The organism is Microcystis sp. M090S1, from assembly GCF_020246295.1.
In the GTDB taxonomy this organism is placed as follows: domain Bacteria; phylum Cyanobacteriota; class Cyanobacteriia; order Cyanobacteriales; family Microcystaceae; genus Microcystis; species Microcystis aeruginosa.
The window spans coordinates 1-5,350 of sequence record NZ_JADBTF010000340.1 but is presented as its reverse complement, the minus strand read 5'-3'; the positions used below and the strand labels follow the sequence as shown (position 1 = coordinate 5,350).

At 43.1% G+C, this 5,350-nt stretch carries 4 protein-coding genes; 2 read left to right on the top strand and 2 right to left on the bottom strand.

The features are described from left to right. The first annotated feature begins 437 nt into the window (after positions 1 to 437). Entirely contained in the window at positions 438 to 674 is a 237-nt protein-coding gene (locus IM477_RS15195; protein WP_052278120.1) for a CsbD family protein, read from the top strand. Between the two features lie 281 nt (positions 675 to 955). On the opposite strand, the gene pyrR is transcribed toward IM477_RS15195, so the two are convergent. Then, positions 956 to 1,489 carry a bifunctional pyr operon transcriptional regulator/uracil phosphoribosyltransferase PyrR gene (gene pyrR, locus IM477_RS15185; protein ID WP_287732407.1) on the bottom strand — a complete coding sequence of 178 codons (534 nt, stop codon included), beginning with the start codon at positions 1,487 to 1,489 and terminating at the stop codon, positions 956 to 958. Positions 1,490 to 1,626: 137 nt separating this feature from the next. On the opposite strand from pyrR, the gene IM477_RS15180 reads away from it, so the two are divergent. Further along, positions 1,627 to 3,024, top strand: coding sequence for an amidase (locus tag IM477_RS15180; protein WP_287732408.1), 1,398 nt, complete (start codon positions 1,627 to 1,629; stop codon positions 3,022 to 3,024). Here the strand turns inward: IM477_RS15180 and IM477_RS15175 are convergent. Next, on the bottom strand, positions 3,017 to 4,891 hold the full coding sequence (locus IM477_RS15175) for an ABC transporter ATP-binding protein (RefSeq protein ID WP_287732406.1): 1,875 nt from the start codon (positions 4,889 to 4,891) through the stop codon (positions 3,017 to 3,019). The two genes, IM477_RS15180 and IM477_RS15175, sit on opposite strands and share 8 nt — an antisense overlap. Positions 4,892 to 5,350: the final 459 nt, after the last annotated feature.

Genomic DNA, 5,350 nt, shown 5'->3' with positions numbered 1-5,350 from the left:
TTATCTGGCAAGAGACTTAATTGATTAGTTCGCTCTAGATCAAAAACAATTGACAAAAATCGCCAAATGCCTTTCTACATAAGGGTTCCATCCCTTATAACCCCCGTCCATTGCATAACACAAACCGAAGAACCGGCTTTTGACCTGTTAAAATCCGATGTTCATGCGGCGAAAATAGGATTAAGACCTTCAAAAACCTTGCATTATCCTTTTTTAGTACATAAACTGGTACACAAAAAGAGGGCAACAAAGCCTGAAACGACCGGCTACTGACTCCTGACGACCGACTCCTGACTCCTAACCCCACCAACAAACTTTTTCAGCAAACCCTAATTATTCCCAAAAACTTAAGATTTATTTACGTTTTTAAAGGGCAGTAATTACCGCATTTGTGTTATAAAAATAACAATAACAATTTCTTGACCGAGGAAAAATTTATGAGCATCGAAGACAAAATGAAAGCTGCTGCCAAAAATGTCGAGGGGAAAGTACAATCGGCTGCTGGAGAATTAACTGGCGACGAGAAAATGAAAGCAGAAGGAGAATTAAAGCAGGTGCAAGCAGCGGCAATGAACGTGGCAGCTGATGTCAAAGATAAGGCAGAAAATTTGTTGGAGGACATGAAAAACGCCGCCCAGGACGCAATCGAAAACATCAAGGACAAAATTAACTGAACGGGATTAAAATCATGATTAATGTCATTTCTTGGATGATTTTGGGCTTTATTGCTGGTGCGACAGGGGGGTGGTATTTTTGCCACGACTTTGCTAGGAATTATCGGGGCTTTTGTGGGGGGGAACCCTGTTAAATTTGCTTCAAACTGGCAGTTTTGCCCTAGGGAGTTCTAGCTTGAGCATACCGGGTATTTTTGTGGCTATTATCGGGGCAATCCTGTTTATTTTCCTCTGGGGATTAGTTACCAAACTCCTTCCTCGCTAATAGTCTTAACTCCTGTTTATTTGATTAATTCCACCCCATCTTTGCCGTCAATCTCTTGTAGATAAACCTTTACCTGTTCCTCGGCTGCGGTGGGGAGTTTTTTGCCCGTAAAATCCGGGTGAATTGGTAATTCCCGATGACCACGATCAACGAGGACTAATAAGCGGATTTTTTGCGGTCTGCCATACTCAATAATAGCATTGAAAGCGGCGCGGATCGTGCGACCTTTATAGATAACATCATCGACTAAAATCACGGTTTTTCCCGTGACATCTAGGGGCATTTTGGTTTTAGCAGGAGTGCGGGTTTTAATGCGATCGAGATCGTCGCGATAGAAGGTAATATCGATCGCTCCCACGGGAACTTTTACCCCTTCTAAGCTCTCAATTTGACTAGCAATTAAATTAGCTAAAGGCACTCCTCGCGTGTAGATACCGATCAAAATCAAGTTATTTAAATCGCCACTTTTTTCGATAACTTCGGAAGCTAAACGGGTAAGGGTGCGACGAATTTCGTCAGCCGAGAGAATTTCAATTAACTGTGAGGTCATAATTTTCCAAGACAAGGGGGGATAGGGAAATTTTTACGGCAATGTCCCTTTTTTTACTTTTTCCTTTTTCCTTTAAAACCATCTCCATCACTAACGAATATAATTATTTTCACTTACCTATTTTACCTCGATCGCTCATGAGTGATGAATTATTGCAAAAATCTGCCCTAGAATTAGCCCAACTGATTCGCACTAAACAAATCTCCCCCCTAGAATTAACCCATTTATACCTCGACAGAATTGAGAAATTTGACTGTCAAATTGGTAGTTTTGTCCATGTCGCCAGGGAAAGCGCCCTAGCAACCGCGGGCGCCCAAACGGAACAATTAAGTCAAATCGCCGCTACTGCCGAATTACCGCCTTTTTTTGGAGTTCCCACCGCCATTAAAGACTTAAATGCCGTCGCTGGAATGCCGGTTAGTTACGGAATCGCCGCCTTACAGGGAAATATTGCCCAATACGACGAAGGAATCGTCACCAGAATGAAAATGGCGGGTTTTATCCTTCTGGGCAAAACTGCCACTTCCCAGCTAGGTTCCTTTCCCTACACCGAAAATCCGGGTTTTTTGCCGACTCGTAACCCCTTCAACCGCGATTATACCGCAGGAGGTTCCAGTGGCGGTGCGGCGGCGGCGGTAGCGGCGGGTTTCTGCCCGATTGCCCAGGGTTCCGACGGTGGCGGTTCCATTCGTACTCCGGCGGGTTGTTGCGGTTTGGTGGGGATAAAACCCAGTCGCGGGCGCGTTTCCTATGCCCCGGTGGGGGAATTTCAAAGCGGTATCGCCACTAACGGCACTCTTTCTAAGACGGTGGCAGATGGGGCGGCGCTGCTTACCGTGATTTCGGGCTATACGACGGGCGATCCCTACTGGCTACCCGATCCGCCCTTTTCTTTCCTACAAGCCACTCAGAGAGGCGTAAAACCCCTAAGAATCGCTTTTTCTACTTCCATATCCCCCTTCGGCGAAGCGGCTGCCGTCTATAAAAATGCTGTGATCGAGACGGCTAAAATTTTAGAGGGTATGGGGCATCATTTAACGGAGTATTCTCCCGATTTACAGGCTTTAATCGCTCCTTTTCGCCGTATTTGGCAAGCGGGGACGGCAGCGGCGGCAATTCCCAGGGAGTTATTAAGTCCCCTTAACCAATGGTTATTGGACAATTCTGGCAGCGCGGGGGAATACCTGCAAGCGGTGCGGCAGATGCACGTTATTTCGCGGCAAATTGTGGCGATGTTTGATAATTTTGATGTCTTACTTTTGCCAATTTTTCTACATCAACCCCCCGGAATTGCTGAGTGGGAAAATTTACCACCGGAAGAAGCGGTTAATAATATGATTCGTTGGATTGCCCCTTCTCCGATTGCTAATGCGAGTGGTTTACCCGCGATTGCTTTACCCACAGGAGTGGATAGTCAGGGTTTACCCGTGGCAATTCAGTTAGTTGGTAAACCTGCTGATGAAATCACTTTGTTAGGTTTATCGGCACAATTAGAGGCAGCTAATCCTCTAGGTTTGATGGCTAATTTTAACTAGCAAGACTTTCGGTAAATTGGGGAATGGAAGCGATAAGTTTACGAGTGTAATCACTTTGGGGAGAGTTGATAATTTGGTTAGCTGTACCCATTTCCTCAATTTTACCTTTATTCATCACCATAATGCGATCGCTCATAAATCTGACGACACTTAAATCGTGGGAAATAAAGATATAAGTGAGATTAAATTCCTGCTGTAATTCTTTGAGTAAATTTAAGACTCCCGCTTGCACGGAAACATCCAAAGCAGAGACAGATTCATCACAGATAATAAACTGAGGATTTAAGGCTAAAGCGCGAGCAATACACACCCTTTGTCGTTGTCCTCCCGATAATTGATGGGGATAGCGATCAAACCAATTAGGATCAAGTTTAACTCGTTCTAATAAATATTCTACTCGTTCCCGTCGCTTTTGGGAATTGCCGCCGGTATGATGAATAACCATCGGTTCTAAAATTGCTTTACCGATGGATAAACGGGGATTCAGGGAGTTGTAGGGATTCTGAAAAACTATCTGTAATTCCCGTCTCAGTAGTCTTAATTTTGGATCGCTGGGGTTTAATTTAGCAAGATTTTCCCCTCGGAAATAGATATTTCCAGAAGTGGCAGGAATTAAGCGCAGAATTGTCCTTGCTAAAGTGGATTTTCCGCAGCCCGATTCACCGACTAAACCCAGAGTTTCCCCCTGTTTAACGGCAAAACTGACCTGATCTACGGCATTAAAAAAAGTCTTTAATTGCCCGAAAACTCCCTTAACCGGAAATCTAACCGATAAATTTTCTACCGATAAAATATTCTCGTGATCTTGTAAACCTTCAATTCTGCTTTCTTCCTCCTGGAGAGTAATAAATTTAACTGCTGGTGGAGTAATTTCCTGTAATTCAATAATCTTACCTTGAGAGTCTTTTTCCACTCGTAAAAAATCGCTGACAGTGGGCAATTTTTCTGGACGAGAGTTTAAGCGAGGACGACAGGCAAGTAAACCTTTTGTGTAGGGATGTTGGGGATAATTTAATACTTCTTCTTTAGTTCCCTGTTCGACGATTTCTCCTTGATACATCACGACAATTTGATCGGCAATTTCATTAATAACTCCTAAATCGTGGGAGATAAAAACCATTGACATTTCTCGATCGCTTTTACACAAATCTCTTAATAATCTTAATATTTCTGCTTGGACAGTCACATCTAAAGCGGTGGTTGGTTCATCGGCAATTAATAGAGTAGGATTACAAGAAATCGCCATGGCAATCATTACCCTTTGTAATTGTCCCCCCGATAATTCGTGAGGATAACGCTTGAGAATTGCTTCTTTTTGTTCCTGAATATAAGTTCTAATTGTTTCTCTGACATGACCCTTATTTTCTAAGGGAAAAGTTTCTATATACTTCTCCTCTAACTGTTCATCACTGGGTAATAAGCGCACTTCTTGCAGTAGAGAGATGGCTTGATTTTTTGCCTGTTCAGTGGTGACTTTTTGATGCAGTAAAATTGCTTCGGTGAGTTGAAACTCGATGTTATAAACTGGATTAAGAGAACTCATTGGTTCTTGGAAAATCATCGCCATTTCTCCCCCGCGATAATAACGCAATTCTTCCGGGGGAATAGATAATAAATCTACTGCTTGCATTGACTGACCTTTTGCCGGACGAAAGCAAATTTCTCCCCCGGTAATTTTTCCCGGAGAAGGAACCAATCCCATGAGTGCGAGGGAGGTGACAGATTTTCCTGAACCCGACTCCCCCACACAACCGAGAACTTGACCTTTCTGCAAGCTAAAACTAATGTTATTAACGGCGACTGTTGTTCTTTTCTGATTAGAAAATTCAACGGTGAGATGGTGAACGTCGAGAACTTTGTTATCCATGGGTCTTTAAACAGAAAGACAGATTCGATTTACTTATAAATATAGCTTTTTCTGTTCCCAGTAGCTGGGTGCAATTAATTCGTAGATAGCTGGCGACATCTCGCTTGCAAGGGAGAATTTTGCCAGCATTAAGAAGATTTTCGTCTCTCAGCGATCGCCATTTACCAGAGACTTGTCAGACTAAATCCTGTTTAGAGTGATAATTGAGAATAGTTATACCAAATCCGGTTATTAAAAACTGATTATCTATTGCTCCTATTGCCTATTGCCTGTCCTGATATGTAGGGTTTGCTGAATAAATCTAAAAACCTTGTTGGGTAAAACTTTTAGACCTTTTGGCCATCAAAAAGTAATGGATCTGGGAGTGATCGGGGGAAAAATTCCTGGACTTTTTCCCTGAAAATTAGGTAATTGACCCCCTCAAAATCGGTAAAACCCTACACCCCACACCCCACACCC